Genomic DNA, 25,989 nt, shown 5'->3' on the forward strand with positions numbered 1-25,989 from the left:
CGACGATGCCTTCCTCGTACCGCTGGACGCCAAGGAGCGCCCCATCCTTTTGGAAATCATCGAAGACCGCCATGACAGGAAGTCAATCGTCATGGCCTCTCAACTCCCTGTGGAAAACTGGTATGATGCCATCGGTGACCAGGCTGTCGCCGATGCCGTGCTTGACAGGATCGTACACTCATCACACCGCATCGAACTCTTCGGCGAAAGCATCCGCAAGATGAAGGCTAAGAAGTAAACAGGGCAAAATAAAAATGACCCCGCCAGTCAGGACTTTAGAGGGGGCAAAATAAAAAAGTTTTCAGGGGGCAACGTCGCTTTGCCCTCGGGGGTCAAACGCGCTCGGCTTTTCCAATCCCACAGGCAGGACAACAATAAAACATTTACCAAACAGATTCGCTTATGGATTTTGCCAGTTTACACGAGCTTCTACGCTCGACCTACGACGAGATGATGCCCCTCTGCGCCCAGATGACGGGTATTGCCAAGGGGATAGCGGGCTTGGGCGCACTCTTCTACATCGCCCTTCGGGTGTGGGCTTCCATTGCCCGTGCCGAGGCGATAGACGTGTTTCCGCTGCTCCGTCCCTTTGTGCTGGGCTTCTGCATCATGTTTTTCCCGACCATCGTGCTGGGTACGATGAATGCCGTACTCTCACCTGTGGTGCAGGGTACGGAGATGATGGTGCATCAGCAGGAGGGCAACTTGGCGGAACTGACCGCCAAGAGGGATAAGTTACAGGAGGAAGCATATCTGCGTAATCCCGAAACTGCCTATTTGGTCTCCAACGAGAAGTTCGATGAGAAGATAGAGGAAATGGGTATCATCGGTCCGGAGGATGCCGTGACGATAGCGGGGATGTATGCCGAGCGTGCCGCCTACCAGACGAAGCAATGGGTTATGAAATTGGTACACGATTTCTTAGAACTTCTCTTCCATGCTTCGGGGCTCATCATCGACACGCTGCGTACCTTTATGCTTATCGTCCTCTCGATACTCGGTCCGATTGTCTTCGGCATTGCCGTTTGGGACGGGCTGTCGGGCTCGCTCACGGCTTGGTTCTCACGCTATATCTCGGTCTATCTGTGGCTTCCTGTAAGCAGTATCCTGACGGCACTGCTCACCAAGATACAGGTCTTGATGATGCAGAAGGACATCGAGGCGCTCAGCGACCCGAACTATCTGCCCGATTCGGGGACGTGGTATTACATCGTCTTCTTCCTCATCGGTATCGTGGGCTACTTCTGCGTGCCTACCGTGGCAGGCTGGATAATCGAGGCAGGCGGCGGTATCGGCTCCTACGGTCGCAATGTCAATCAGACGGCACAGCGTGGCGCACAGGGTGCATACACGGGCGGCAAATATGTGGCAGGTGGCGCAGGTGCAGCCATCGGCAACGTGGGAGGTCGTATCAAGGGCAGGCTGTTCAAGGGAAAATAATCACCAATAAAGAAAGGAAAGAAATGGAATTCAAATCACTCACCAATATCGAGACTTCCTTCAGACAGATACGGCTCTACGCCTTTGTCTTCGCCATCGTGTGCGTGGCAGTGAGCGGCTATGCCGTCTATGCCTCGTATGCCTTTGCCAAGGAGCAGCGGGAGAAAATCTATGTGCTTGACCAAGGAAAGTCGCTCATGCTCGCCCTCAGCCAGGACGCAAGCCGTAACCGTCCCGTGGAGGCAAGGGAGCACGTCCGCCGTTTCCACGAACTGTTCTTCACCATCGCGCCCGACAAGGATGCCATTGAGGGAAATATGCAGCGTGCCTTCCTCTTGTGCGACAAGTCGGCTTTCAACTACTACAAGGACTTGGCGGAGAAAGGTTACTACAATCGTGCCATATCGGGCAATGTAAACCAGCGCATAGAGGTGGACTCCATCCGTTGCAACTTTAACGCTTACCCTTACGAGGTAACGACCTACGCACGACAGTTCATCGTCAGACAGAGCAACGTCACGGAGCGAAGTCTTGTCACGACCTGCACGCTGCAGAACTCCGTCCGCTCGGACAACAATCCGCAGGGCTTCCTGATGGAGCATTTTCTTGTGCGTGAGAACAGGGATATTCAAACCTATAAACGATAAGGCTATGGCAAGGAAAGGAAACCATCCGCTCGCCCGCCATTATCTGAGGCTTCATCTGTGGCTCCGCCATCGGTGCGAGAAGCTCACGATAAGACAGCGCAAGGAAATCGTCTATGGGCTGAGCATTGTCTATCTTATCTGTTCCCTTTGGATGATAGCACAGCTCTTCCTGCCTCCAAAGGAGGAGAAACTGCCTATCCCCAAGGGAACGATAATAGACAGTAACATCTATACAGATAGTGTGTTTATACAACTTTATCAACGATATTCAACTAACAGCAATGAAAATGGATAATAAACAGAAAGAACAACTGAAGAAAGGCCTGGTCTTCGGAGGGCTGGGACTGCTATTCGCCCTCTCGATGTGGTTCATCTTCGCCCCGTCGGGCAAGGACAAGACCGCTGCCGGGCAGGGCTTGAACGACAGCATACCGCAGGCGACCACCGAGCAGCTGACGGGCAACAAGCTCAAAGCCTACGAGCTGGGCGACAAGGCGCACGAGCAGCAACAGGCACGCGAGGAGATGGGACGACTGTCCGACTACTTCGCCGAGAATACGGCTCCAACGGAAGCGGAACGTGCCGAAGCAGCCGCTTCCACGGCAAAGATTGAAAGCTCGATGCGCCGTTATGAGGAAAACAACCGTCTGCTTAACTCTTTTTATGCCCCCGATCCGCATGAGGAGGAGCGTGAGGCAATGCGTCAAGAGATAGACAACCTCAAAAAGGAATTATCCTCCAAGGACAGCAGGGAGGATGATGAGGAGAAACGACAGCTCACCCTCATGGAAAAGAGCTATCAGATGGCGGCGAAGTATCTGCCCAAGACATCTGCCATTCCTCCGTCCTTGGGCAATGCCTTCTCGGACGGCAAGGAAAGCACCGCCACAATCACCGATATGGAAACTGCAAAGGGGCAGGTTACGCAAGCCAGCACTCCCACAATGGAAGTATTGGCAGAGCGCAGGCAGGTGGTGTCCTCGCTTAATCAGCCGATGAGCGATGCGGATTTCATTGCGGAATACGGCATGAAAGCACGCAATTTAGGTTTCCATTCGCTCACAGGCACGGCTGTTTCCACGATGCGCAATACGCTCAAAGTGGTGGTGGACAGGACAACCACGCTCAAGGAGGGCGACAATGTGGTACTCCGCCTGCTGGAGACTGCCAAGGTGCAGGGACTGCGTATTCCACGGCAGAGCCGGTTGATAGCCGCTGCCAAGATTGAGGGCAACCGCATGCACCTGCTCATCAGGAGCATTGAGGTGGACGGGCATATCATAGCCGTCAAACTCTCGGCATACGACACGGACGGACAGGAGGGTGTGTATATCCCCGGCTCGGAGGACATCAACGCTCTCAAAGAAGTCGGGGCGAACATCGGCGGCTCGATGGGGACTTCGTTTACTTTCGCTTCATCCGCCAAGGACCAGATTATTTCCGAGGCAGCCCGTGGTGTGATGCAGGGCGCAAGCCAGCTTCTCCAAAAGAAACTGCGTACCATCAAGGTAACGCTCAAAGGTGGTTATCGCCTCTTTTTAGTACAAACAAAATAAAACCATAAAACATTCAAAATAATAGCAACAATGAAGAAACTTATTTTATCACTGGCTTTGCTTGCCACGATGGGAGCGACAGCCACTGCACAAGACATCGACAACGGCACACCGCTTGTGCCTAACCGCCCTCTCTCTTCGGGAGAACTCTTTCAAGGCATGAGCCGTGCCATTCCTGGCGCTCGTGTCGTCCTGCCGTACGGCTTGGACGTTACCTTCGACAAGACCGTGCATCTCATCTTCCCCTCTGCCGTCCGCTATGTGGACTTAGGCTCGCAGAACATCATTGCCGGAAAAGCGGAGGATGCGGAGAACGTGCTGCGTGTGAAGGCTGCCGTGAAGGACTTTGAGACGGAAACCAACATGAGTGTTATCTGCGAGGACGGCTCGTTTTATGCCTTCAACGTAAAATATGCCGACGAGCCGGATAAGCTCAGTGTGGAGATGAAAGACTTTCTGTCGCCAACAGACGGACGATTGCCAAGCAACCGTGCCGATATCTACTTCAAGGAACTCGGCAACGAGTCGCCCGTATTGGTTAAGCTGATGATGCAGACCATCTATCAAAACGACAGACGCACCATCAAGCATATCGGCACACAGCAGTTCGGCATGAAGTTCCTGCTTCGTGGGTTGTATGCCCATAATGGTTTGCTGTATTTCCACACCCGTATGGAAAACGGCACGAATATGCCGTACTCGGTGGACTTTATCACGTTCAAGGTGGTGGATAAGAAGGTCGCAAAGCGTACTGCCATTCAGGAGCAAGTATTGCAGCCCTTGCGTGCCTACCATCAGGTGATGCAGGTGAAAGGCAAGGATAGCGAGCATTCGGTGTTTGTGCTGGAGCAGTTTGCCCTCTCGGAGGACAAGCAGCTGGAGGTAACACTCTATGAGCGAAACGGAGGGCGCACGCTGACCTTTTATGTCGAGCAGGAAGACCTGTTGCTCGCCAAGAAGATTGACAACCTCAAACTCAAATGGTAGGTGCTATGAAGAAGAAACTCATTTTATCGGTTTGCGTGGCGGTGGCAATGGCTTTTAGTCTGCCATCGCACGCACAACGGCTGATACCCAAACAGAAAGGAATGGAAGTCATGGGCAGCGTTCCCCTTATCAAAGGAGAAAAGTTCTTTGCCAAGGATAACTTCGGTGTGGGTGTATCGCTCACCCGTTACTTGAAGCGTGAGAACTATACCTTTGTCTTGGCAGAGTATGAACAGCAGAATATGCCGTATAGGAATTATGGCATAAAACTCAAGGATGCCCAGCTTCACTTGGGCTATATGCACCCGATACTCTCCGACAATGGCAAGAACGTGTTTCTCTATGGTGGCATATCCGCCTTGGGTGGCTACGAGGAACTGAACGAGGACAAGAAGCTGCTGCCCGATGGGGCAACATTGCTCGACCGCTCGCGCTTCGTCTATGGCGGTGCCGTGCATCTTTCCTTAGAGTGCTTCCTGACGGATAATGTCCTCCTGCTGCTCAAAGGGCAGGGACGGATGTTGTTCGGTACGGATGTGCATCGTTTCCGTCCTGCACTCTCGGCAGGGCTTAGGTTTAATTTTTAAGCAAGAAGAAAAATGAAAAAGAAGAATTTAAGTTCAATATGGGTAATGGGCGTGCTTGCCTTTGCCGTGTTTTGCTTATCTGCTTGTGATAGGGAGTTGGATGTGGAGCAGTCTTATCCGTTCACGGTTGAGACGATGCCCGTTCAGAAGGACATCGTCAAGGGACAGACGGCGGAGATACGCTGCACCCTCAAACGAGGGGGCGAATTTGCCGACATACGCTACACCATCCGATATTTCCAGCCCGACGGCAAGGGAACACTGAAAATGGACGACGGGACGGTGTTAAAACCCAACGACCGCTATCCGATCACGAAAGATGTGTTCCGCCTGTATTACACCTCGCTCTCCACCGACCGCCAGACGATTGACGTGTACGTGGAGGACAGTTTCGGTAAGATGCAGCAGCTGACTTTCAGTTTCAACAACGAAAAGGCGGAGGATAAGGAAAAATCCGCCATAGTAGTAACCAAAGCCTTGAACGATGCGAACGGCTAAACGCCTTGCCTTATTCTGTATGGTGTGCCTGTTCTGCCAGCCGATCCTTGCCCAGCGCAAGATGCGGTTGGCGGACTTGCCGCCTTTTGAGCGTGCCGTGGCCGTCGTGAAATACTTTGAGGGACTGCATGGCTGGAAGGATTATCCATACGTCGGATATGGTCATCAGTTGCAGCCGGGTGAGCACTTCACGGCAAACATGACGGAACGGCAGGCGGACTCGCTGCTCCGTGCCGACCTTTGGAAATGCTTTGAACACTTCAAGGGATATGGCAAAGATGCCCTGCTGCTGACCTTGCTTTCCTACAATGTGGGTATGGGGAGGTTGCTTGGCTATGGCAAGCAATCCAAAAGCCGACTGCTGCGAAAAATAGAGGCTGGGGATAGGAATTTCTATCGGGAGTATGTCTCGTTCTGCCGATACAAGGGCAAGGTCTTGAATGGATTGGTCAAACGCAGACAGGTGGAGTTTGTGATATTTTATGTACCTTGATAGAGTAAAAGGTCTGAATTTTAAATAGGTCTCTGTATTGTATGTATACTATATGGCAGTAAACACCATTCTTTTTCTCCAATATTATATGATAGTATAGAAATTTTTATTATCTTTGCAACCGAACATGTCAGCCAAGACGGGTTAGCTTCTGTTACTATCAGAAAATATCAGCGGAAGTTTCTAACTAAACAGTTAATATGGTTTGATGACCATAGGCTTGTATGCTCCCAATAAGGGGGTACGGAGAAGTGCTTTTTAGGGAAAATGTTCCCACAACGCTTCTTGACATCAGTATAGGGCAGCCCTAACCGTTGTGTGAGGTACTGCTTGCGTATTGAATTATTAATTGTTTAGATGGAATATGGCAACAGTAACAGAATTTAATGGCAACGAGCACATTGTCTCAATTGTCTATGATGAACCATTTTGGATTGCTCTTTTCGAGTCATTCTATGAGGGTACTTACTCTGTAGCTCGTGAGGTAATCGGAACTTCCGAGCCTACCACTTCCGATATTGTTATGTTTTTGGAGAATCTCGACTGGCAGCGGCTACATTACACGGTGCCAACAGTTGAGGAAAGGCAGAAAAAGTACAAGGTTAGTTTCAAGAAGCAACAGAAATTAGCGCAAAAAACTATGAAATCCTCTAATTACAAGTATGTTTACAGTAAGGCGCAGGAAGAACTGAAAAAACAGCAAGAGCAAGACCACAAGACGAAAAAGGCTTTGGCAAGACACCAAAGAGAAGAGGATAGAGAACGGAAATTTGAAATTCGGCAAGCTAAGAAAAAGCAGAAACATAAAGGAAGATAAATAGTTATATATGATGTCATTTTCTCTCAAATATGATGTCATATTTAGTTGGAAATGATGTCATATTTTCGTATATTTACCGTTGAAAACCTAAGAACATGCCAGCCGACAATGGAAAGCCCCTCACCTTGACTGGTGGCGAAGCATCAAAAAAGAGGAGCAAAACTAAATATCAAACAACTATGGCAAACAGACCATTAGCCTACACGCTTACCGAGCGTAAGGCAACCATCGGAGCGATGGCGGGGAAGACCGTGCTTCAGGCACGCCCCACAGGGCGCAAGCGTATTGACCACCGCAGTTTTTGCGACGAAGTGGGACACGCAACGACATTCACAGGCGCAGAGGTGGAGGCTGTGCTCCGCCTTGCCGCCGAAATTGCGAAGCGGCACGTGGAAAACGGAGACATCGTGGAATTTGGCGACATCGGTACGCTCACGCCATCCTTCCAGAGCAAAATCGTGGAGAAGGGCAAGACGGAGTTCAACCCCAACATCCACATCACCAAGCCAGTCGTGCGTCTTTCGCCTTCGCGCAAGTATTTCACGCTCTCGGGCGTAAGTTATGAGCGTGTGGAAGCACCGGCGAAGAAAACGAAACCGTCAGGTAGTAGTACTGAGGAAGAGGATTTACCGTGATTTTATTTGAAAGCGGAGTGATAACTTGTGGGTATCGCTCCGCTATTTTTATGCCGTCGCTTTCATTCGTTGGCTGATTAGCCTTCGGTTGGCATTGACAAGATTCACTATCTGCTCGTGGTATTCCGTGTTCTTGTTGCACACTCCACGACTTTGCACCACTTCCAAAGTCTTTAATGACACCTCTATCGTCTCTATCCGTTTGCCCTCAATGGTAGCCGAAAGGATAAGTGAGTCCTCTTTGAGATAATACTCATTGGAGAATACGCAATGGTGCATGGTCGCTCCCTCCTCCAAATGCTCCCGCACGCTCTCCAATACGTGGACTTGGATTGTTCCGTCCGTGAATGATATACCGAAGAACTTGGATTTTAGTTCTTGGAAACGCTTTTCATCTTCCATCGCCTTTTGCCGTTTCGTGGCAATCTCCTCCCTTTCCCTTTGTCTGTTGAGTTCCGTATGTCTGCGGTCGTGCTCGGCTTTAAGGTCGGCAGGACAAAGGTACTTCAGGCTGTGTGTGTCCCTGCCCAATCTGCGGAGCATGTCCACATAGTCGCACCAAAGGGAAATGTCGGTTATCTCGTAGCCGTTGCGGACTGCAATCTTATAGGACTGCCAATACTCGTCAAACGCTTTTCTTTTGCCAAGAAAATAGCGCAGGTGGTCTGTACGTCCCGACTTCATCAATGTTTCGGCTCGGCTGTCGGAAAGCAACGCAGGTATCAGCGTTGTTGGCTCTATGCCATAGAAATTGTCCTCAAAGCCATTCCTGCGCAGGGTGTCCGACACCTTGAACTTCGGATATATCGGGGAAGTGGCAGCATATCGGTAGGCATCGTTGTCGTTGCGTATTGCCATAGGGGTGTAGAACGAAAAGGTATCGACGTACCAACCCATCGTGCGTGGAATGGCGACTATGGCTTTCCTTCCCTCAGCGTTCCACCAATACTGCCCGATTTCAAGCGCATGATATTCAGCCTTGCAGCCTTTCTCCATTTCAGCCACGAGAAGGAACATTCGCAATACTTGGTACTCTCCGCAAGCGGTAAGCGTGGTGAAATACCGTTTCTGTTGCAATTTACGTTCAAAGGTTTCTCTGACCTGCAACCTTGCCCTGCAATGGGGGCAGGTGCAGGTTTCTTTGGGTTTGCCCATCACCCAACTAAGTCCGCAGTCCATACAGGTGGTGCGACCTTTGGGCAGTCGGTAGGCAAAGTGGCTTATGCACTCACGGAAAACCCACCTGCTCTGTGTCTTGGTTATCGGGCGAAGGTGCTTGCTCTCGGCAAGTATTGCCTTCTCAAACTTGTTTCTCGGTTTCATTTTCTGTCCTCCTTGTTTTTACTCGTCACGGAATACATATCCGCTCTCAAACCAATACCCCTCGTCAAAGAGTTCGTCTGCATACTTGTCATAATCGAAGTACCGCTCTGCAAACTCGGATAGTTCGTGTTCCATTCCTACTATTTCCCTTGCAAAATCTTCTTTGCTCACATATCTGCCCACAAAAGCGGAATGAAATTGCTTCATTAGGAAATAAACGGAAGAGGTCAAGTCCTTGCCGGTATTCTCCACCCATATCCAAAAGGCACTCATGTTCATACTGTCCAATTTCTCCAACTCGTCCCGAAGTTCAAAGAAGTTGCTGTCCAAATGCCCCTCGTCAATGAGTTCTTCGGGAATGTTCTCCCAATCTTGGAACATCAATTCGGGTTCTTCCTCGTCTTGGTGGAGTTCGTGGCACACTTCCATAAACTCGTCTTGGTCGTAACAACTCGAAAGGTCTATCCACTTACCTTTTAGTGAGCCTTCGTTGTACTTCCCATAAGTACTTACATAGATGCGTGCTTCGCTTAAATCGTATCGTTCCATAATCTTTACTTTTAGATGTCAAACAATGAAGGCTGTATCACCTCTGCCGTTTCTTTCTTTTGAGGTCTTGCATTACGGCTCTGTATCTTGGCAAGTTCCTCACGTTGATATTGCGCAATGGCTTGCTTGCGTGCTTCTGCCTTCTCCTCCTCCGTGAGTTCCACAACGTGGTTTACCATTACTCGGCAGTCGGTTGCCTTTCCCACCTCTATCTCGTCCTCGTCATAGTAGTGGACTGCCATAGAGTAGATTTCATCGTCGTCAAATCCGTTGCAGCCACATTTCTGCACTTGATTAAGAATGTAGGTTACACACTCCTCAATGCTTTTTTTAGGTTTCATCAAGTTGGGGGCAAACAAAGGGTCTGTCATAGCACGCTGATTGAGGTATTCGGCTATCGTGCGTGTGAAATGTTCTGTTCCTTTCATAGTCGTATATGTTTTGATGTTGTTAATACTTGGGAATTTGGCTTTCACTTCGTCCGCCGATTTACAATTCCACAATCTGATTGATGCGTCCATATAGGTAGGCTCTTAGGCTCGTTCTGTCGGGTGCGTAATACTCTGCCCATTGTCCGTATTGAGCCACAAGGTATTTCTTCAGCACATCGAAGAAGTCAAATCGCCAACCTTGCAAGGGAACGGCTGTACGGAAGTAGGTGTTTGAGTTCACGGCTTCACATAGCCAGTCCTTTTCTTCACGGCTCATACGCTCGCCACGATTGAGTTTCGCACGCAGGAGGTACACCTTGCTGTTTGAAAGGCTCTCCAATGGGTTCACGTCCCATTGCACGAACTTGGTTGCCAACACTTGCTCACTTTGTCCAACCACAGAGTTAATGCGGTAATGAGAGGAGGAGCTATATCCTTTTTTCTTCATCGAAGATGTTGTATATACTTTCTGCTTATCCATAGCGACATTTTTTTATGCGTCCAAAGATCGGAGTATGCTGATTCCTTTTTGTAGCAATACACGAGGTAGCGGGGCGGGGCTTGCACAAGGTTTTGGCGAAAAATACTACCCGCAGGGATGGAGATTTTTCAGACAAACCGGAGGCACCGACCTTGGGAAAACCGCAAGCCCCGTACTACCTTTGCGGATAAAAAGGGAACAGCATCCGTCTTGCGACATCGCATATTGTGGAGATATGGAAGAGAAGCGAAAGTGCAACGCCTGAAACGGAAAACAAAAAAGGTGGCTATCTGCAAAATGCGAGATAACCACCTCATGAAATATAAATGAAAAGTTTACAGAAACGTGCTTCTCAAAGCACGCAGAGCAGGATGGCGCAGAGTATCGCCAGCCAGAACAGAAAGCTCAGAAGCGTAAATGTCACTTTCAGGATTACACGGACTATAAAGCGCAGTATCAGAAAACCTGCAATGACTGACACGGCAGTTACGACTTGCGGCGTTACCATCTTTGAGATAAGGTAAACTGCACCGATGACAAGGGAAAGCAGAAGGACGGGTTCGATGAAGCGTGTCCAACCGAAGCGGCGGACTTGCTTGGGAGAAGTAGGCTGCTGCCTGTTCCTGTCGGTCTTGTTCGATGCGTCTGCCTTGATGAAGGCAGGTGTGTGAACGTCTTGATTCATGATGATTGTATTCATAATCGGGGCTTTTAATAGTTCAAGAGCGATAACAAGATGCGCAGACTACACAAAGGCAAGTGTTTGCAGAACTCTTGGCGTGTGGAGTGGAGCGTGTATCTTGGCTCTTGACACTACAAAAGCTCCCGATGGTGTTACATCAAGTTATGCTCTCACTGCCTATCGTTGGCAGACCATTGACCTCGATGAGCAGAACGATTGTCCCTGTCAGCTCGGTGTATAGTTTCTCATACTCCGGACTCGCACTGAAGTCGTCCGTCAGTTCATACTTGTCGAAGACGCTTTGCACAGCCTTGTTTTTCAGAAGTATCGGGGAAAGCCTTTCGGGAAGTGGGGAGGGCAGTTCCTTCTCAAACTCATTTTCCAGCACGGAAACAAGCGTGTCGTATTTGGAGAAATGTAACCCTCGATGCAGCACCTCGCTTGCCATTGTCTCCGCTTCCGGATGCGAGAAGCCTTGCGCCACTGCATCGCAGTAAGTAGTAAGGGCATCATCGGCTCTTGCCGTTATGAACGGCTTGTCACTCAGCATTTCGGGGAAATGCTCACTGAGGTAGTTCTCCAACTTCAGACGGAAGTAGGAAAGTTCTTTCTTTGTCGTTTCCATAAATCTTTTATTTTAGGGTTGTTATACTTTATTTGTTATCGGATCCCCATCGCCTTGTTGAACTTGTCGAGCTTGCCAGAAAGTTGCTCCATATCATGCTCTATCTTCTTGTTGGTGATGCGGGCGTAGATTTGTGTGGTCTTAATATTGGTATGTCCCAGCATCTTCGACACGCTTTCCATCGGAACGCCCTTGCTCAGTGACATCGTGGCGAATGTATGGCGGGCAAGATGGAAGGTCAGATTCTTCTTGATGCCACAAATATCGGCAATTTCTTTCAAATATGCGTTGGTTTTCTGATTCGTTAATATGGGAAACAGTTTGCCGTCCCGATAGGTCTTGTGGCTGTACTTGGCGATGATACTCTTGGGTATATCCAGCAAGAGTACATTTGTCTCCACGCTGGTCTTCTGTCTTTTGGTCATAATCCACTGCTTGTCATCGAGCGTAACGATGTTGTCTGGTGTGAGATTGGACACGTCAATATATGCCAGTCCCGTGAAGCAGGAGAATATGAAAACGTCCCTTACCAGTTCTAAGCGGTGGATATCCAGTTCTTTGTTAGCAATCTTCATGATTTCCTCGTCCGTGAGAAAGCCGCGATTGACAGGCTCCAAGTGAAAACGGTGGTTGAGGAAGGGGTCGTGAAGAAGATAGCCACGTTTTTGCGCATAGATGGTTACGGTCTTGAGTGCCTTCATTTTCTTGACAGACGTGTTGTATGCGCAGCCTGCCACCGTGCTCAGATACAACTCAAAATCCTGTACTACGGATGGTGTGAACTCTGTGAGCCCTATATCCTTCCTTCCATGCTTATAGACAAGGAACTCTGCGAAATGTCTTCTCAAAACGCTGTATTTCTGAAGGCTGTCCTTGCTGATGGTATGTCCTACACGCTGTCTGACATCTTCGTTGAACCTGTCGAATACAGGGAGAAAAGTTGTGTACTCCCTGTCTTTCCCCACAAAAAACGAGCGGATTTTCTCCAATGACAGGGAGGGGTCGTCCTCAAATTTGTGATAGATGTTATTCAGTGTAGCAGAAATAGAGTCCAATGCGGCATTGGCGGATAAGGCTTCAGCCGTCCGGCCTTTGAGCCGACTTGTGGCATTGTTCCATACAGTCTTGTCCACGAAGATTTTCGTAGATCCAAAATTAGCCATCTCTCCGTTAAGGAATACCCGGAGCATTACAGGCGACTTTCCTTCTTTGTTCTCATAGTTTGAGCGTAGGTAGAAGGACACCTTGAAATTTGTTCTCATAATGCATCTTTCTTTTGTGTAGCACTCGGCTGCAAAGTTAATACTTAATACGTTGAAAAAGAAAGAGTTGATGCCGTCAATATGGTATTCAGAATACCGTCACTGCTACATTTTTTGCTGCTGCATTTTTTGTGTAGCAGTATGTGTAGCAGAAATTGACCGAAAGATGACCGTCAAAACATAAGGTTATGCCGTCAGGCAACGGAGGTATATACAAAGAAAAATCGTTGTAAAACCTTGATTTTACAACGATTAGCTAATTTTTGAAGGCTAAAATGACAACCTTTGTGAAGTCCTTTTGAAGCCTATTAGCGGAGAGAGAGGGATTCGAACCCCCGGTGCCTCGCAGCACGACGGTTTTCAAGACCGTTGTAATCGACCACTCTACCATCTCTCCTAATGATGGCCCATGTTGCTTCCTTTTACAAAAGCGAATGCAAAGGTATAAATTTCTGGTCAAAACCATGAACAGGAAGGACAAAAATAACAGTGTATTAACCTATATTAACTATACAAAATCAATGAGCGTTCCTTAAAAAAAGTAATTTTGCACACTGATGACAGAAAACTTTCTCATTAAATACAGGAGGTTTTCTCATTAAAAGAGAACGAGATGATATACCCTACAAACTTCGAATCAAAAATAGGTTTTAACGAAATACGAACCTTGCTCAAGAAACATTGCATGTCTATACCAGGCAAGGAACTGGCCGACGGGATCGCTTTCCAGAGCCAGGCCGACACCATCAACACCCAGATGGAGCAAATACGAGAATTCAGGCGCATGCAACAGCTGGACGAGGAGATACCCTTCAGCAGCTTTTCCGATCTAAGAGAAACCCTGAAACGTATCCGCATAGAAGGCTCATTCATGGAAGAGGAAGAGCTTTTCGACCTACGACGCTCACTCGACACCACCCGAAAACTCAAGGAATTCCTGACTCGCGGCACTGCAACTACAACTGCCTCGCAACCAACCGAACCCAACGAAAACGAAAAAGACACGGCCGAAGCCCTGTTCCCTGCCCTGGCCGCATTGACCGAAGGCGTTATCACTTTTCCGCTCATCATTCAACGCATTGACCAACTGCTCGACAAATTCGGTCACATCCGCGACACTGCTTCCCCCGATCTGGCACGTATCCGACGCGAGTTGGCACACACACACAGCTCTATTTCGGGTATTCTGAACGGTATCTTGCATGCCGCACAACGCGATGGGCTATTAGATAAGGACGTTGCTCCAACCATGCGTGACGGCCGACTGATGATTCCAGTAGTGCCACAGATGAAACGCAAGATACATGGCATTGTTCATGACGAAAGCACCTCGGGCCGCACTGTCTATATTGAACCGGCCGAAGTGGTAGAAGCCAACAACCACATACGCGAGTTGGAGGCGGAAGAAAGGCAAGAGATAGTCCGCCTGCTAAAGGAGACCACCAAGCTCGTGCGGCCTCATGTTGCCGAAATTCTCTACTCGTACCAGTTTCTGGCTTACATAGATTTGGTGCAGGCCAAGGCCGAACTGGCAAATGATTTTGACGCTTTTGAGCCGACGGTTGCCGACACTCCCGTAACCGACTGGATAAGGGCACGCCACCCGTTGCTGGAACAGAAACTCAAACGGGGTGCCGAAGCCACTCGCGGCATTGTGCCCTTGGACATCACCCTCACCCCCGAGAAGCATATCCTCATCATCTCCGGCCCCAACGCAGGCGGAAAATCAGTCTGTCTCAAGACCGTAGGTTTGCTGCAATACATGGTGCAGTGCGGCCTCTCCATCCCCGTGGGCGACCGTTCGAAGGTTGGCATCTACCAGGATTTGATGATCGACATCGGCGACGAGCAGAGCTTGGAGAACGACCTTTCCACCTACTCCAGCCATCTGTTGAACATGAAGAACATGATGCGGCAGGCTTCTGATAAAACGCTCATCCTCATCGACGAGTTCGGCACAGGCACCGAGCCGCAAATTGGCGGCGCCATAGCCGAAAGCGTTCTTAACCAGTTCTGCCGTCGTGGCGCATGGGCCGTCATCACTACCCACTACCAGAACTTGAAGCACTTTGCCGATACGCACGAATGCGTAGCCAACGGTGCCATGCTTTACGACCGCCACGAGATGCGCCCCCTCTTCCAGCTGTCCATCGGAAGACCGGGCAGCAGCTTTGCCATAGAGATTGCGCGCAAGATAGGATTGCCCGAAGAGGTCATTGCCGAGGCCAGCGAAATCGTTGGCTCCGACTACATACAGAGCGACAAATACCTGCAGGATATTGTTCGCGACAAGCGCTACTGGGAGGCCAAACGCCAGGCCATACACCAGCGGGAGAAGGAACTGGAGCGCGCCATGCAGCGCTACGAGATCGACCTTACCGACATGGAGCGCCAGCGCAAGGAAATTCTGCGCCGAGCCAAGGAAGAAGCCATGCAGCTGCTGGCCGAAAGCAACAAGAAGATAGAAAACACCATACGCGAGATAAAGGAGAAACAGGCGCAGAAGGAAGAAACCCGCAAAATTAGAGCCGAACTCAACGAGTTCAAGGACCAGCTTGCGGATGTCGACACAAAAGCCAAAGACGAGGAGATTGCCCGCAAGATAGAACAAATCAAACAGCGCAAGGAGCGCCACCAGAAACACAAGGAAGAGAAGGCCAACCGGCAGAAGCAGGCAGCAGAATCGCTGCGCAAGGCTGCCATGCGCCCTTCGGAAGAAGACCTAAAACCGAAGGTGGGCGACACCGTCCGCATGAAAGGTCTGTCGTCCGTAGGTACCTTGGAGTCTATTGACGGCAAGATGGCAGTGGCCATCTTCGGCGGCATGCGTACCAAGCTGCGGCTCGACAGGATTGAGAAGTACCTCCCCCACCCTGCCGACGGCACGGCAGAACAACCCGCCAACAAGACCAAGGCCGCAGAGCTGCAAGAGAGCTTGCAATCCTACAACATGTCGCACATGACGCAGGAAACCGTAGACAGCCACAAACGTAACTTCCATCAGGATCTCGACGTGCGCGGCATGCGGGGCGACGAAGCGCTCAATGCCGTGCAGTATTTTATCGACGACGCCATCCTGGTGGGCATGCCGCGCGTGCGCATCCTGCACGGCAAGGGCAACGGCATCCTGCGGCAGCTTATCCGCGACTATCTGGCAGGCATTCCCAACATCACCCGCTACGCCGACGAGCACGTACAGTTCGGCGGTGCCGGCATCACGGTGGTAGACATTGGATAAACTCAGCAGGACATAAAAAAGAAGAAATGAAACCCATCATTTCATTCCTTCTCTTGTTTTGAGCCTCTTGTCGGATTCGAACCAACGACCCCGAGATTACAAATCACGTGCTCTGGCCAACTGAGCTAAAGAGGCGGGTGGGCAAGCTATTCATATCGCGCCGCTACAACCAAGTACCCTTGCTATGTTCCCATCCTGGGGGATTCCGAGGGAGCTGGCCGTATGAGACTTGCCCATATCACTTTTGCGGGTGCAAAGTTAGCGTTTTTTCTTCACTTCCGCCTCTCTCCAGCCATAAAAACCCATTTGCTTAGCATTAATTAACAAAGGCTATAGTCCAAGCAGATAGAGATAAAACGCAGGAGCATGCAGCAGAATTACAGGCACAAACACAGAACAATCGTTCCTCTGCCTCATGCCGATGAATACAAGGTGCACAATGCGGCACGGCCTAACGCCAAAGATTCCATCCACTTAGTTTTCTGATGAGTTTGTGAGTTCCTTCCATCCGATAATCCTGTCTTTGTCTTCGTTACAGATTACGCGGGCAGTATGCTTCTCTTTAGCACCGGTTCTTGAAACTACATAGTACACAACAGTGGCAGCGTAACGCACTTCGTTATTTTCCTTATAGTCCGCGCTTAAGAACTTTTCGCCAAATTCAACCCTCTGCCCATTGGTAAGCCGAGAGGAAACATAAGTAACGACTGCTTTCTCAAAATTCTTGTTTTCCCAGTTTCCATGTCCAGGCAAGTGTATATGCCCGCTTGTAACAAACGCAACCAACAGAACCAAAGCTATGCAAGCTGCAATCTTCATAAATTTACTTTTCTCCATCTTTGTGTAAATTCTATTATATTAAACATTGATACAAAGTTACCATCGCATTTTATTTTTCAGTGTATTTTCAAATTAACTGCACACTCCACAGGCAAATATACGCTATATCCCTCATATCTGCAAGCGTGGGGCAGGGTTTCCATTTGCTCATCGCCTACAAGGAGTCTGTTCTCCTCGTCCCACTTGAACTTCTGCTCGGTAACCTTCTATTCCTCCTTGCCGTAACGTTTTACACGGCTGGTGTTGATATAGACAAGATTACGCTGCCTTCGGTGATTATTCTCACGCTCGGCAAAGCTCAAACAAGTTTGGCTCTGCTCTCGCTCAATCGAATAATTGGCATCGTAAGTATAGCGGTGACCGTTATTCACTTTGTCGTTCTCACTGGCTGTTCCTTCCGTGCGATAGTTCACGTCTCGGACATTCGCCAGCTGGAACTTATGTCCCGTAGAGTCCTGATAGGTGTAGGTGAGGTCGTAGCCTGCACTCAGTGAGCCATTGAACTGCACGTTCTGCTGGGTCAGGTGCTGCTTCTTACTCGTGATGCGGTGCATGTTATCATAACCCATCGCAAGGGTGTAGGATGCCGTCTTGCTGTCAGCTCCCGTGTAAGTACCCGTTGCACTTGCCAGACGGTACAGCGCATCGTAGGTGTACTGGTGGTTCATCTGCCCACCGGCCTTGCCGCTCTGCGGAAGCGGGGCACCGTTCTTCACGCTGAGCACGTTGCTCACCGCGTCGTAGGTATAGGCGTTGTCCATGATGGTGCCCGCCTTGGCATTCACTACGAGGTTCTGCAATCTGCGGCGCTGCGGGTCGTAGCTATAGAAGGTTTCGGCACCGTTGCAGTACTTCAGATAGGTGCGCTGCTCGAACTTGTCGTAGCCGATCTTGTTCACATAGTCGTAGCCGTAGGACTTGTAGCCACGCACATGGTCAAGCTGACCACCGAGGTTGTAAGAATAAGTAATCTTCTCCTCGTCGGGATAGATCATCTCCAGCAGTCGGTTGTGGCTGTCGTAGGTCCATTGCGTCACGTAGGTGGCAATAGCCTGATTAGGCACAATCATCGTGCGGCGGGTCTTGACAACCTCGCCCATCTTGCCGTAGAAGTATTCGATGGCACCGCTGCCGTCCTCACGAAGCATCAGCCTGCCGATACGGTTCTGGGAGGCATTGCGCCCACCATAGTAATACTTCACGTTATTCTCCGGATGGTCGGGATAGTTGATGGCCGTCAGACGTCCGTAGTCATACTCATAGTTGATGGTCTTGCCTTCTTTCTTGAGGTTGGCGGTCTGCTTGGTCACCACGTTGCCCAAAGCGTCGTAGGTGAAGGTGGTGATACCGCTGGCAGGATGATTGACCTCCGTACGACGGTCGCCCATGTCATAGACGGATGTCGTCACGTTGCCCTCGGTGTCGGTTACCTTCATATGCCCATAGCCATTACCACTCATCAGATACCATGCAAGTTTCAGGAATATATTTGCTCTTGAACCATTCTGGAATTTTAAATAGCTTTGAAACTATTCCATATTCACATCCATCATATAAAACAAACAGCTTAATTCCTCCTTTTCTAATTTCCATTTTCTGAATGTAAGCACCAAAAGAGTTTATTCTTTCTTCGTTAATAATTTTTTCTTTTATATATTTGTTTAGTGTCAACTTCTCAAAGTAAACACAATGAGTCTTTTTTAGCATTTCTTTTATAATAGTATTTTCAATGCTTGGGGCTTGAATTAAACATTCTGCCGTTTCAGGAAGAATATTTAGTACGTCTATAAAAAAAACATTTTCTTCTTGTTCCATTTATTCTAATCTTTATGCCCATTATTCGGAAGAACTTTCTTGTTAGGGTGCAAATCGACATTCATGTGTCTTTGCGGTGCCATTCCTTTTCCTCCTAGGGTCTGAACCATAGGAAGCAAAGTCACCGAGCTTGCCGACAACACGCTGGCTACCGATATAGGATTGCTCCAAGACTGATGTGAGCATTGCTTATGTCACCTGTTGACAGAGAGGTTTCACGCACGATACGGTCAGCCACCATCCTGTTTGTAAGGTGCTGTTGCGAAACAGACTGTGCGAAGTACACCGTACACCTTGCGCTTACCGATAGGCTGCGTCTTTGATTTTACCTCTAATTCAATCATACTCTTTAATTATTTATGGTTATCAATTATTTAACATCTTTCTTTCCTGTTTATTGCTCTCGTCTTTTGATACCTTTATAAGGGTAATAAGAGACACCCCTTATATGGGATACGGAAGCATACCCTTGTATGGGTATTTAGTTGTTATTATCAATGTTTGTGAGAAAATTGTTATCTAAACTTTTGAGGAATATGTCTACGCTGATTCTCCCATGACCACATTGTGGGGCGTTTACTCTGTTGAAACCATTTACAACCAGACTTCATCCAACTCTCTCTTCTCTATACTCCTTAATTGATTCTATTGTGTAATCCTCATTACCAAATTCCACACCACAACAAGGACATATTTCAGGTCGGAGTTTGTCCGTCATCTCCCCACGGCTCAAAACTTAGTTTATAGCCACAAACTTTACAGTATTCCATTTTTACTTTTGATTTTTCCAATACTTAATATATTCTTTCGTTAGATATTTTTATGACTTCCAAATAATCACAATAAAACAATGATATTACTCACCATGCGTCAAATTTAATACACATCCATTATCCTTATTAATGGTCATAAATACAACACCTCCTTTCGTTGTATGCAATGTTCCTTCTATCGTCCAGTATTTATCATTGACAAGTGTTATTTGAAGTGGCAATTCTGAGTTTAACTGCCGCTCTCCATACACTGCTTTAATAATGGGAATAGCTACTTTACATGCTGTTTCGGCATCGGGTATAACGTCCTTTTTAAACAAACTTTCTGTATTTCCGGAATTTACCGAAGTTGAGTAATTTATACCCTGAACCGAATCTTGGGTTTCCTTTTCTATTGCTATGCCTTTATTAACAAATAGAGTTCGTTCTTTAGTGTTATAGGTGCGATAATAATACCCTCCAAGGAAACAGAGTATTGCTAATATCGGAGCAAAAATATATTCTTTCTTCATTATCTGTCAATTATACTTATTACTTACCTTAAGTTTTTAATATCGCGCTCATGGTTGATGCGGGATGTAGTTCTATATAACTTGATACAGATTTCATCCTGCCCGGCTCTCTATTGTCGCTTGGCATATTATTGCCAAGCACTTTTGTTTTCCCCGTCCTTAGATTAAATGATTGCAAAGAGCCATTTGGCGTAACGAGGAAAGATAATTGTCCTTTCATAAATATTCCCATAGCTTTCGTCCTTTAAAAGATTCTTTTATCAGCAACACCCCTGGGAGAATTAAAAGCATGTCTAAGAACATATAGAAGATGTATAGGTGAGGATTTACTTTTTCTTGTATAACACTCTGATCCTTGGCTGAATAGCGGACAAGAATAGAATCGCCAATGGAAACAGAACTATCTATACTGCCTGCATCATAGAATTGATTTCCTATTCTTACTGTCGCACTTCCAACAGGTCTGGAGACACGGCCTTCTATAGCAACTACTTCTGCATTGACCAACTGCCCGTTTACTCTAACATCCCAGTCTGTCATAATAAAATAGGCAATCATGCTAAAGCAGATGATGCACAGAAGACCTAAAGAAAGCAATATGACATTAATCTTCATTTATTCTCCGTTCATTATCATTGAATGTATAGCCTTTTCTTCACCGCCCCAGCCAACCATCTCTTCAAACAACACAGTTTTGTCTTTCTTTATCTGATAATATTGTATCACGCTCTTTGTACAGTCGGTGCCGAACAATCTATACTCGATACCGCTCCGCCGGTTGGTTTGTGTTTTTGAGCGGATGGATATGTCTATGCACAGAAGTCCGACTTGATACCCGGCATTGTCTTTTCGTTCTTTGCAGAAATATTCTTCATACATATTTATCAAATAGGCCGGAGTTGATGATTTCTCATTCACTTCATGCTCTAAGGGGAAAATCTCATCACCTTGCATGAGCATGGTAAAGGGAAGGAACTCCCCAAATTCTGAAAGGAACGCATAGAGATATTCTTTTGCTCTCTCTATCAAGGCTAACTCTTCATCAGTCAGAAACATAGTCCTATAGGGTATTTATTTCACGGTTGGTTTATAAACCCGAGTATTGAGATGCCGACTTCACACAAAACAGAGTTGTGCAGAGGCATGCTTCGCAGCTCCGGTTATGTTTCATTGAAAACAATTACACTCATGTTTCCACCTCCTTTCTGAATCGTCATTGTTTTGCAGGCAAATATACGTTATTTCTCTCATACAAGCAAGAGCTGGGTACGATTTCCGTTTGTTCGCGCTTGGTTACAAGGCATAAAGCTGCACGACTTGGCAACAGCTCACTGCGTTTTCTCCCTCCGCTTCCATGTAGTAAAGCGGCCTTATCTTATTACATTCTTTTTGACAAACACCCTCTGTAGTTTTACGTTTTGACGAACGGAGGGGCGTTTGGGCGCAAATACGCAAAAATGGGCGGTGCATATAAGAGGCTGATAACCAGATGCTTGTATTTTACTGATATTTTCACGCCCCTTTGGAGCTGTCCTTCAAGGGTGGAAAAACTGATTTTTCGGGTGCCGAAAACCATGTTTTAACCGTCTTGGAGCTATCCTTTAAGGAGGCTGAAGGCGTGCTTCAAGGGCGTTGGCGGCATGCTTTTGCGTGGCAGATGGTGATTATCGGAGGTCGAAAGGGGTGTTTGAGAGGCGTCTGTTTTCTACTTCGTGCGAAATCAGTGCACGCTTTTCAGTCATGTTTTCTTGACAAACAAGCCAGCTGCCCCCTGCCCTCCCGGCCGGCAAAGCACCCTGAACCGGGCACAGGGCGAAGCATGCCGGACTGCAAAGAGCCCGGAGATGGTGCTCTACCTGTACCCATCCGGCCCGCCGCTGCACCCAATTCGCACCGCTCGGGCTAAGGTAACGAGGCCGACGGAGCAAGTTTCTATCAAAAAAATGTAAATGTTGGCAAACTTTCTCTGTTATCTGAATGAAAATGAGTACTTTTGCATCGCTATGAATATGGGATTTGCGCAAGCGTTAGTTCAGCTCAAGGCTTTCGCCCGACAGGATGGCCTCATCGTGCTCCTGCTATGGACGGCCAGCTTTGCGGCCACCATTCTCATGCCCCAAATGCCCTGGGGCAACCTGCTGGCCCTGGCCACGCCATTCGTTGTTTACTGGCGGCTGGCCGGCTTCCGCGACTATGCACTCGGCGGGAGCATCAGCTTCTGGCGCGCCTTTGCCTACTCGTGGTACACGCTCTTCTACGCATCGCTGCTCTTCTGCATCGTGCAGTACGTGTACTTCCGGTTCCTGGATGGCGGCCGCTTCTTCGATATCATGAACTCAGGGCTCAGGATGCTGGAACCCATCTACAAGGAGCAGGGGCTCTCAGTGCAGGAACTCAAGGACTCGATGAGCCTCCTGCAGACGCTCAAGCCCATCCAGCTGGCCTTCGTGGTGCTCACGCAGAACATCTTCATAGCCGTGCTGCTAAGCCTCCCCATTGCCCTCATAGGCAGGCGGAAGAAAAAAGGCTGACGGCCGGAGACCGACTTTTGACAGTGAATTTTGATTTTTTGAAATGGATATATCAGTTGTAGTACCTCTGTACAATGAGGAAGAATCTTTGCCGGAGCTGCATACCTGGATACGCAGGGTGATGCAGCAGAACGGCTTCAGCTACGAGATTATTTTCGTAAACGACGGCTCCCGCGACCGCTCCTGGGACGTCATAGAGCAGCTCGCGGCCCAGGACGAGAACGTGAGGGGCATCAAGTTCCGCCGCAACTACGGCAAGAGCCCTGCCCTGTACTGCGGTTTCAAGGAGGCCGAGGGCGACGTCGTGATTACCATGGACGCCGACCTGCAGGACTCGCCCGACGAGATACCGGCGCTGTACCGCATGATTACGGCCGAGGGTTACGACATGGTGTCGGGCTACAAGAGGAAACGCTACGACCCGCTTACCAAGACGCTCCCCACCAAACTCTTCAACGCCACGGCCCGGAGGATTTCGGGCATACACAACCTGCACGACTTCAATTGCGGCCTCAAGGCCTACCGCAGGGACGTAGTGAAGAATATTGAGGTGTACGGAGAGATGCACCGCTACATTCCTTACCTGGCCAAGAGCGCCGGCTTCGTCAAGATTGGCGAGAAGGAGGTGCACCATCAGGCCCGCAAGTACGGCAAGTCGAAGTTCGGTATCAACCGTTTCTTCAACGGATACCTTGATTTGCTCACGCTGTGGTTCCTCAACAACTTCGGTAAGAAACCCATGCACGTGTTCGGCTTCTTGGGGTCAGTGGTCTTCTTCATCAGTTTTGTAGCCTTGGCAGTGCTCGGCGCCGGCAAACTCATTGAGCTCAGCAACGGCGTTTACGGTCATCTGGTTACCGACTCGGCCTGGTTCTACATCTTCCTCACCTCGATGCTCATCGGCACCCAGTTCTTCCTGGCCGGCTTCATCGGCGATCTCATCAGCCGTTCGAACCCCGGACGCAACGATTACCAGATAGAAAAGACCATCAAATGCGAAAAGTAACCGTACTCCTGCTCATCGGCTGCGCCGTGCTGGCAGCCTGCTCGACCGTAGACTGCCCGCTTAACAACACGGTAATGGCCACCTACAAGCTCACCGGCAGCGCCGTTCCGCTTTCTGCCACGCTAACAGTAAGCACCGCGCGGCCCGACGGCAACGACTCCGTACTGCTGAACCAGGCGCAGCAGGTTGACAGTTTCAGCCTGCCCATGAGCTACAGCCATCCCGAAGACGTGCTCTACTTTGAGGTGCAGGGCACCGCACAAACGCTCAAGGACACGGTGAGGATACAGAAAACCGACAATCCTCACTTCGAGTCGGTGGACTGTAGTCCGGCCATGTTCCACACCATCACGGGCGTAAGTTCCACCAACCACGCCATCGAGTCCATAGAAATCAACAATCCCAACGTCAGCTATGACACATCCAAGGCTCAGTTCCTCCTTACTTTCAAGAGCAATATCAATTAGTCTCCTGCTCCTTGCAACCCTCACGGCGAGTGCCCAGGGGCAGCACAAGAAGATGGTGCAGCAGCCTGACACCATCCCTCTGCTGCGCGGAGTGTCGGTATCGGCCGACCTTGTGGGACTGGGTCAAATGCTCTGGAGCGACTATGGGCAGTACGAAGCAGCACTGAGGGTGAACCTGAAAGACAAGTTCTTCCCCATCGTAGAGTTAGGTATCGGCAAGGCGGATGCCGACGACGTGACGACCAAACTCACTTACAAGACCTCGGCTCCCTACGGGCGTATCGGCATGGACTTCAACGTCATGAAGAACAAGCACGACGACTACCGCGTCTATGTGGGGTTCCGCTACGGCTTCACCACGTTCAAGTTCGACGTTTCCGGCCCCCCACTGTCCGACCCGGTGTACGGAGGAGAGGCGCCCTTCAGCTATACCGGCAACAAGAGCACGTGGCACTGGCTCGAAGGAGCGGCCGGTGTAGACGCCCGGATATGGGGCCCCGTGAGGCTGGGATGGAGCGTGCGGTACCGCCGCCGCATTACGGCAAGCAACCCGCAGATAGGCCAGCCCTGGTACGTTCCAGGCTTCGGCAAGGCCGGAGGGTCGCGACTGGGCGGCACCTTCAACGTAGTTTTAGAGATATAACCCCCGAGGCACGATGAAAAATCGCAAGCAATTATACTGGCAGCTGCCGTTCCTGCTCTTCCTGATTGTGGGCACGGTGTTCGTCATCAGGCAGCAGCATGCCATGCCCTACCGCCAGAACCACGGCATGATATTCGGCACCGTGTATAACATCACTTACCAGAACGACGCCGACCTGCAGCCGGAAATCATCCGGGAGCTGCAGAAGGTGGACCGCGAGTTCTCGATGTTCAACCGCCGGTCAACCGTTACGGGCTTCAACAACAACCGCTCGTGCGAGATGAGCAGCATGTTCAGCGAGGTCTACGAACTCGCTGCAGAGGTGAACCGAGAGACCGGCGGCGCCTTCGACATCACCGTGGCACCGCTCGTAAACGCATGGGGATTTGGCTTCAAGACCCGCCAGATGCCCGACAGCAGCCAGGTTCGCCGTCTTTTGCAGGGCGTGGGCATGCGTCATCTCACGAAGAAGAAAACAGGCGGGCGCACGCTTCTGGTAAGCAACAACCCGCTTACGATGCTCGACTTCAGTGCCATTGCCAAGGGCTACGGCAGCGATGTGGTGGCCCGACTGCTGCGCCACAAGGGCATCAAGAACTTCATGGTAGAGATTGGAGGCGAAATCGTAACGAGCGGCATGAGCCCCAAGCGCGTGCCGTGGCACATCGGCGTGACCAAGCCCACGGACGATTCGCTGCAGCAGAACACGGAACTGCAGACCGTGCTCAACGTAACAGACAAGGCGATGGCCACGAGCGGCAACTACCGCAACTTCTACTACAAGGGCGGCCGCAAGTATGCGCACACCATAGACCCGCGCACCGGCTACCCTGTACAGCACAACATCCTCTCTGCCACCGTGCTGGCAGCCGACTGTGCCACGGCCGATGCCTACGCCACCAGCTTCATGGTGCTGGGTCTGGACGGTGCAAAGAAGGTCTTGGAGAAGCATCCCCGCCTGATGGCCTACCTCATCTACTCCGATGCCAAGGGCCGAAACGCCGTCTGGTTCTCCCCTTCTCTCAAGGATAAGATTATGCAATAGATTTGGGTGTTGGGTGGTAGGTGATGGGTGTTGGTGAATGGTTTTGAAACTAATCATTAACACGAAGCTCCCAATTTCTACCATCCGAACTACCAACACCCAA

At 49.5% G+C, this 25,989-nt stretch carries 28 protein-coding genes, 2 tRNA genes and 2 pseudogenes; 17 read left to right on the top strand and 15 right to left on the bottom strand.

Features of this window, described 5'->3' with window-relative positions:
- From BMW31_RS00005 to BMW31_RS00055, 11 genes are all read left to right on the top strand, one after another.
- A partial coding sequence (locus BMW31_RS00005) for an ATP-binding protein (RefSeq protein ID WP_177166238.1) occupies nucleotides 1–238 on the top strand: 238 nt, incomplete at its 5' end.
- Nucleotides 239–402: 164 nt separating this feature from the next.
- Nucleotides 403–1,440 (top strand): conjugative transposon protein TraJ, encoded by a 1,038-nt coding sequence (gene traJ, locus BMW31_RS00010; protein WP_091819500.1) that lies wholly within the window; start codon nucleotides 403–405, stop codon nucleotides 1,438–1,440.
- A gap of 23 nt (nucleotides 1,441–1,463) precedes the next feature.
- Nucleotides 1,464–2,087 (top strand): conjugative transposon protein TraK, encoded by a 624-nt coding sequence (gene traK, locus BMW31_RS00015; protein ID WP_091819502.1) that lies wholly within the window; start codon nucleotides 1,464–1,466, stop codon nucleotides 2,085–2,087.
- Nucleotides 2,088–2,091: 4 nt separating this feature from the next.
- A complete protein-coding gene (locus tag BMW31_RS00020; protein WP_091819506.1) occupies nucleotides 2,092–2,382 on the top strand; it encodes a hypothetical protein in 291 nt (96 codons plus the stop codon).
- Nucleotides 2,375–3,643 (top strand): conjugative transposon protein TraM, encoded by a 1,269-nt coding sequence (gene traM, locus BMW31_RS00025; protein ID WP_091820190.1) that lies wholly within the window; start codon nucleotides 2,375–2,377, stop codon nucleotides 3,641–3,643. The genes BMW31_RS00020 and traM overlap by 8 nt, the downstream gene beginning before the upstream one ends.
- 30 nt (nucleotides 3,644–3,673) lie before the next feature.
- Entirely contained in the window at nucleotides 3,674–4,630 is a 957-nt protein-coding gene (gene traN, locus BMW31_RS00030) for a conjugative transposon protein TraN (RefSeq protein ID WP_091819509.1), read from the top strand.
- Nucleotides 4,624–5,217, top strand: coding sequence for a conjugal transfer protein TraO (locus BMW31_RS00035; RefSeq protein WP_091819512.1), 594 nt, complete (start codon nucleotides 4,624–4,626; stop codon nucleotides 5,215–5,217). The genes traN and BMW31_RS00035 overlap by 7 nt, the downstream gene beginning before the upstream one ends.
- Before the next feature lie 12 nt (nucleotides 5,218–5,229).
- Nucleotides 5,230–5,715 carry a DUF3872 domain-containing protein gene (locus BMW31_RS00040; protein WP_091819515.1) on the top strand — a complete coding sequence of 162 codons (486 nt, stop codon included), beginning with the start codon at nucleotides 5,230–5,232 and terminating at the stop codon, nucleotides 5,713–5,715.
- Nucleotides 5,702–6,208, top strand: coding sequence for a glycoside hydrolase family protein (locus tag BMW31_RS00045; RefSeq protein WP_091819519.1), 507 nt, complete (start codon nucleotides 5,702–5,704; stop codon nucleotides 6,206–6,208). The genes BMW31_RS00040 and BMW31_RS00045 overlap by 14 nt, the downstream gene beginning before the upstream one ends.
- Nucleotides 6,209–6,572: 364 nt before the next feature.
- Nucleotides 6,573–7,025, top strand: a complete 453-nt coding sequence (locus BMW31_RS00050) for a YjdF family protein (protein ID WP_091819524.1) — start codon at nucleotides 6,573–6,575, stop codon at nucleotides 7,023–7,025.
- A 182-nt stretch (nucleotides 7,026–7,207) separates the two neighbouring features.
- Nucleotides 7,208–7,663 carry an HU family DNA-binding protein gene (locus BMW31_RS00055; protein WP_091820191.1) on the top strand — a complete coding sequence of 152 codons (456 nt, stop codon included), beginning with the start codon at nucleotides 7,208–7,210 and terminating at the stop codon, nucleotides 7,661–7,663.
- Nucleotides 7,664–7,711: 48 nt separating this feature from the next.
- Here BMW31_RS00055 and BMW31_RS00060 read toward each other — a convergent pair whose 3' ends face one another.
- The 8 genes and pseudogenes from BMW31_RS00060 to BMW31_RS00100 form a co-directional block, all read right to left on the bottom strand.
- Nucleotides 7,712–8,986, bottom strand: a complete 1,275-nt coding sequence (locus tag BMW31_RS00060; protein WP_091819528.1) for a PcfJ domain-containing protein — start codon at nucleotides 8,984–8,986, stop codon at nucleotides 7,712–7,714.
- Between the two features lie 18 nt (nucleotides 8,987–9,004).
- Nucleotides 9,005–9,535: an antirestriction protein ArdA gene (locus BMW31_RS00065; RefSeq protein WP_091819532.1), complete on the bottom strand. Its 531-nt coding sequence runs from the start codon at nucleotides 9,533–9,535 to the stop codon at nucleotides 9,005–9,007.
- 11 nt (nucleotides 9,536–9,546) lie between these two features.
- On the bottom strand, nucleotides 9,547–9,963 hold the full coding sequence (locus tag BMW31_RS00070) for a PcfK-like family protein (protein ID WP_091819536.1): 417 nt from the start codon (nucleotides 9,961–9,963) through the stop codon (nucleotides 9,547–9,549).
- Nucleotides 9,964–10,024: 61 nt separating this feature from the next.
- Nucleotides 10,025–10,671: pseudogene (locus BMW31_RS00075) on the bottom strand (hypothetical protein).
- A 128-nt stretch (nucleotides 10,672–10,799) separates the two neighbouring features.
- Entirely contained in the window at nucleotides 10,800–11,147 is a 348-nt protein-coding gene (locus BMW31_RS00085) for a hypothetical protein (protein WP_091819548.1), read from the bottom strand.
- A gap of 139 nt (nucleotides 11,148–11,286) precedes the next feature.
- Entirely contained in the window at nucleotides 11,287–11,754 is a 468-nt protein-coding gene (locus tag BMW31_RS00090) for a DUF1896 domain-containing protein (RefSeq protein WP_091819551.1), read from the bottom strand.
- Between the two features lie 35 nt (nucleotides 11,755–11,789).
- Nucleotides 11,790–13,016, bottom strand: coding sequence for a site-specific integrase (locus tag BMW31_RS00095; protein ID WP_091819553.1), 1,227 nt, complete (start codon nucleotides 13,014–13,016; stop codon nucleotides 11,790–11,792).
- Between the two features lie 312 nt (nucleotides 13,017–13,328).
- Nucleotides 13,329–13,413: transfer RNA gene (locus BMW31_RS00100), tRNA-Ser, on the bottom strand.
- A gap of 216 nt (nucleotides 13,414–13,629) precedes the next feature.
- Here BMW31_RS00100 and BMW31_RS00105 point away from each other — a divergent pair.
- The gene (locus BMW31_RS00105) at nucleotides 13,630–16,254 is read left to right on the top strand and encodes an endonuclease MutS2 (protein WP_091819555.1); all 2,625 of its coding nucleotides are present in this window, start codon (nucleotides 13,630–13,632) and stop codon (nucleotides 16,252–16,254) included.
- 61 nt (nucleotides 16,255–16,315) lie between these two features.
- Here the strand turns inward: BMW31_RS00105 and BMW31_RS00110 are convergent.
- The 7 genes and pseudogenes from BMW31_RS00110 to BMW31_RS00155 form a co-directional block, all read right to left on the bottom strand.
- Nucleotides 16,316–16,389: transfer RNA gene (locus tag BMW31_RS00110), tRNA-Thr, on the bottom strand.
- Between the two features lie 339 nt (nucleotides 16,390–16,728).
- Nucleotides 16,729–17,091 (bottom strand): hypothetical protein, encoded by a 363-nt coding sequence (locus BMW31_RS00120; RefSeq protein WP_091819560.1) that lies wholly within the window; start codon nucleotides 17,089–17,091, stop codon nucleotides 16,729–16,731.
- A 149-nt stretch (nucleotides 17,092–17,240) separates the two neighbouring features.
- A pseudogene (locus tag BMW31_RS00125) lies at nucleotides 17,241–18,242 on the bottom strand (type IV secretion protein Rhs); the annotation flags it as partial.
- Between the two features lie 301 nt (nucleotides 18,243–18,543).
- A complete protein-coding gene (locus tag BMW31_RS00130) occupies nucleotides 18,544–18,909 on the bottom strand; it encodes a hypothetical protein (RefSeq protein WP_091819562.1) in 366 nt (121 codons plus the stop codon).
- 856 nt (nucleotides 18,910–19,765) lie between these two features.
- On the bottom strand, nucleotides 19,766–20,194 hold the full coding sequence (locus BMW31_RS00145; RefSeq protein ID WP_091819564.1) for a YbbC/YhhH family protein: 429 nt from the start codon (nucleotides 20,192–20,194) through the stop codon (nucleotides 19,766–19,768).
- 216 nt (nucleotides 20,195–20,410) lie between these two features.
- On the bottom strand, nucleotides 20,411–20,809 hold the full coding sequence (locus tag BMW31_RS00150; protein ID WP_094148831.1) for a hypothetical protein: 399 nt from the start codon (nucleotides 20,807–20,809) through the stop codon (nucleotides 20,411–20,413).
- Nucleotides 20,810–21,250 (bottom strand): hypothetical protein, encoded by a 441-nt coding sequence (locus BMW31_RS00155; protein ID WP_091819569.1) that lies wholly within the window; start codon nucleotides 21,248–21,250, stop codon nucleotides 20,810–20,812.
- A 953-nt stretch (nucleotides 21,251–22,203) separates the two neighbouring features.
- On the opposite strand from BMW31_RS00155, the gene BMW31_RS00160 reads away from it, so the two are divergent.
- From BMW31_RS00160 to BMW31_RS00180, 5 genes are read left to right on the top strand one after another with little or no spacing between them, the layout of a single operon-like run.
- Nucleotides 22,204–22,725 (top strand): DUF4199 domain-containing protein, encoded by a 522-nt coding sequence (locus BMW31_RS00160; RefSeq protein WP_255404760.1) that lies wholly within the window; start codon nucleotides 22,204–22,206, stop codon nucleotides 22,723–22,725.
- 43 nt (nucleotides 22,726–22,768) lie between these two features.
- The gene (locus BMW31_RS00165; RefSeq protein ID WP_091819575.1) at nucleotides 22,769–23,731 is read left to right on the top strand and encodes a glycosyltransferase family 2 protein; all 963 of its coding nucleotides are present in this window, start codon (nucleotides 22,769–22,771) and stop codon (nucleotides 23,729–23,731) included.
- On the top strand, nucleotides 23,719–24,198 hold the full coding sequence (locus tag BMW31_RS00170; protein WP_091819577.1) for a DUF6452 family protein: 480 nt from the start codon (nucleotides 23,719–23,721) through the stop codon (nucleotides 24,196–24,198). The genes BMW31_RS00165 and BMW31_RS00170 overlap by 13 nt, the downstream gene beginning before the upstream one ends.
- Nucleotides 24,146–24,841: a DUF6048 family protein gene (locus BMW31_RS00175; RefSeq protein ID WP_091819579.1), complete on the top strand. Its 696-nt coding sequence runs from the start codon at nucleotides 24,146–24,148 to the stop codon at nucleotides 24,839–24,841. Before BMW31_RS00170 ends, BMW31_RS00175 begins: the two co-directional genes overlap by 53 nt.
- A 13-nt stretch (nucleotides 24,842–24,854) precedes the next feature.
- Nucleotides 24,855–25,886: an FAD:protein FMN transferase gene (locus BMW31_RS00180; protein WP_091819582.1), complete on the top strand. Its 1,032-nt coding sequence runs from the start codon at nucleotides 24,855–24,857 to the stop codon at nucleotides 25,884–25,886.
- Nucleotides 25,887–25,989 lie beyond the last annotated feature (103 nt).

It is taken from the genome of Prevotella sp. kh1p2 (assembly GCF_900111525.1).
Lineage (GTDB): Bacteria > Bacteroidota > Bacteroidia > Bacteroidales > Bacteroidaceae > Prevotella.

Coding starts and splice junctions, on each gene's coding strand:
- BMW31_RS00105 (WP_091819555.1), top strand. CDS start 13,630: ATGATATACCCTACAAACTTCGAATCAAAAATAGGTTTTAACGAAATA.
- BMW31_RS00055 (WP_091820191.1), top strand. CDS start 7,208: ATGGCAAACAGACCATTAGCCTACACGCTTACCGAGCGTAAGGCAACC.
- BMW31_RS00165 (WP_091819575.1), top strand. CDS start 22,769: ATGGATATATCAGTTGTAGTACCTCTGTACAATGAGGAAGAATCTTTG.
- traK (WP_091819502.1), top strand. CDS start 1,464: ATGGAATTCAAATCACTCACCAATATCGAGACTTCCTTCAGACAGATA.
- BMW31_RS00150 (WP_094148831.1), bottom strand. CDS start 20,809: ATGAAGATTAATGTCATATTGCTTTCTTTAGGTCTTCTGTGCATCATC.
- BMW31_RS00090 (WP_091819551.1), bottom strand. CDS start 11,754: ATGGAAACGACAAAGAAAGAACTTTCCTACTTCCGTCTGAAGTTGGAG.
- BMW31_RS00035 (WP_091819512.1), top strand. CDS start 4,624: ATGGTAGGTGCTATGAAGAAGAAACTCATTTTATCGGTTTGCGTGGCG.
- BMW31_RS00160 (WP_255404760.1), top strand. CDS start 22,204: ATGGGATTTGCGCAAGCGTTAGTTCAGCTCAAGGCTTTCGCCCGACAG.
- BMW31_RS00095 (WP_091819553.1), bottom strand. CDS start 13,016: ATGAGAACAAATTTCAAGGTGTCCTTCTACCTACGCTCAAACTATGAG.
- BMW31_RS00065 (WP_091819532.1), bottom strand. CDS start 9,535: ATGGAACGATACGATTTAAGCGAAGCACGCATCTATGTAAGTACTTAT.
- BMW31_RS00155 (WP_091819569.1), bottom strand. CDS start 21,250: ATGTTTCTGACTGATGAAGAGTTAGCCTTGATAGAGAGAGCAAAAGAA.
- BMW31_RS00070 (WP_091819536.1), bottom strand. CDS start 9,963: ATGAAAGGAACAGAACATTTCACACGCACGATAGCCGAATACCTCAAT.
- traJ (WP_091819500.1), top strand. CDS start 403: ATGGATTTTGCCAGTTTACACGAGCTTCTACGCTCGACCTACGACGAG.
- BMW31_RS00060 (WP_091819528.1), bottom strand. CDS start 8,986: ATGAAACCGAGAAACAAGTTTGAGAAGGCAATACTTGCCGAGAGCAAG.
- BMW31_RS00180 (WP_091819582.1), top strand. CDS start 24,855: ATGAAAAATCGCAAGCAATTATACTGGCAGCTGCCGTTCCTGCTCTTC.
- BMW31_RS00175 (WP_091819579.1), top strand. CDS start 24,146: ATGACACATCCAAGGCTCAGTTCCTCCTTACTTTCAAGAGCAATATCA.
- BMW31_RS00040 (WP_091819515.1), top strand. CDS start 5,230: ATGAAAAAGAAGAATTTAAGTTCAATATGGGTAATGGGCGTGCTTGCC.
- BMW31_RS00145 (WP_091819564.1), bottom strand. CDS start 20,194: ATGAAGAAAGAATATATTTTTGCTCCGATATTAGCAATACTCTGTTTC.
- traM (WP_091820190.1), top strand. CDS start 2,375: ATGGATAATAAACAGAAAGAACAACTGAAGAAAGGCCTGGTCTTCGGA.
- BMW31_RS00130 (WP_091819562.1), bottom strand. CDS start 18,909: ATGGAACAAGAAGAAAATGTTTTTTTTATAGACGTACTAAATATTCTT.
- BMW31_RS00120 (WP_091819560.1), bottom strand. CDS start 17,091: ATGGAGAAAAGTAAATTTATGAAGATTGCAGCTTGCATAGCTTTGGTT.
- traN (WP_091819509.1), top strand. CDS start 3,674: ATGAAGAAACTTATTTTATCACTGGCTTTGCTTGCCACGATGGGAGCG.
- BMW31_RS00085 (WP_091819548.1), bottom strand. CDS start 11,147: ATGAATACAATCATCATGAATCAAGACGTTCACACACCTGCCTTCATC.
- BMW31_RS00020 (WP_091819506.1), top strand. CDS start 2,092: ATGGCAAGGAAAGGAAACCATCCGCTCGCCCGCCATTATCTGAGGCTT.
- BMW31_RS00170 (WP_091819577.1), top strand. CDS start 23,719: ATGCGAAAAGTAACCGTACTCCTGCTCATCGGCTGCGCCGTGCTGGCA.
- BMW31_RS00045 (WP_091819519.1), top strand. CDS start 5,702: ATGCGAACGGCTAAACGCCTTGCCTTATTCTGTATGGTGTGCCTGTTC.
- BMW31_RS00050 (WP_091819524.1), top strand. CDS start 6,573: ATGGCAACAGTAACAGAATTTAATGGCAACGAGCACATTGTCTCAATT.